This window comes from Gordonia sp. NPDC127522, from assembly GCF_042672305.1.
Classification (GTDB): domain Bacteria; phylum Actinomycetota; class Actinomycetes; order Mycobacteriales; family Mycobacteriaceae; genus Gordonia; species Gordonia hongkongensis.
The window spans coordinates 1-1,260 of record NZ_JBHXVK010000047.1; the positions used below are offsets into that span (position 1 = coordinate 1).

Here is a 1,260-nt window from a genome sequence, read left to right on the forward strand (position 1 = left end):
AGACTCGCTTTCGCTACGGCTACCCCACACGGGTTAACCTCGCCACCGAGCACTAACTCGCAGGCTCATTCTTCAAAAGGCACGCCATCACCCGCCCCGAAGGCACAGGCTTTGACGGATTGTAAGCGTCCGGTTTCAGGTACTATTTCACTCCCCTCCCGGGGTACTTTTCACCTTTCCCTCACGGTACTAGTCCGCTATCGGTCACCAGGAAGTATTCAGGCTTACCGGGTGGTCCCGGCAGATTCACAGCAGATTCCACGAGCCCGCTGCTACTTGGGGACACCGTCACGCAAGACCATGTGTTTTCAGCTACCGGACTCTCACCGACTACGGCAGACCATTCCAGGCCACTTCACCTAACACACAGCTTTTTGACTCACGCTTCCACAGGCAGATGGAAGAAGACGAACCCCACAACCCCACACACACAACCCCTACCCGGTATCACATGCGCATGGTTTAGCCTCCTCCGCTTTCGCTCGCCACTACTCACGGAATCACAATTGTTTTCTCTTCCTATGGGTACTGAGATGTTTCACTTCCCCACGTTCCCCCCACACAGCCTATACATTCAGCTGGTGGTAACACGACATCACTCGTGCTGGGTTTCCCCATTCGGACACCCTCGGATCACAGCTCGTTTGACAACTCCCCGAGGACTATCGCGGCCTACCACGTCCTTCATCGGCTCCTGGTACCAAGGCATCCACCGAACGCCCTTACACACTTACAACAACACCTACAAACAACCCCCCACCCACAACCAGCACAAGCCGGCCATGAACGAGGATCGAATGTAGACACCACAAACACTACAAATTCTGCTAAATCACAGACCAGCACTCCAACAACAGTCGAAGCATTGGTTTGAAATAAAGATGCTCGCATCCACTATGCACTTCTCAAACAACACACGCCGATCACCACTTGGCCGCTCCACACCCCATCACAGGATGCATCAGCACGACCTCACGATGACCAGCTCAGAGAAAACGTGTGTTCTCTCAGAACCCCGATAGTGTGTTGGGAGCAGCGAGCCAGTCACCCGGCAAGCTCACCACCAGCGCCTGCCCATATGAGGCCGGCACCTTGCGTGGCGTGTTTGATGTTTCACCCTTGAACACACACGCGCCGCAGAACAAACGCCTGCTGAAACACGTGTTGTTGTGTGCTCCTTAGAAAGGAGGTGATCCAGCCGCACCTTCCGGTACGGCTACCTTGTTACGACTTCGTCCCAATCGCCGATCCCACCTTCGA

The 1,260-nt window shown here is 54.8% G+C and carries 2 rRNA genes; both read right to left on the bottom strand.

The window, feature by feature from the left end:
* Nucleotides 1–736: ribosomal RNA gene (locus tag ACFVHY_RS24450) — 23S ribosomal RNA — on the bottom strand; the annotation flags it as partial.
* A 446-nt stretch (nt 737–1,182) separates the two neighbouring features.
* A 16S ribosomal RNA gene (locus ACFVHY_RS24455) occupies nt 1,183–1,260 on the bottom strand; the annotation flags it as partial.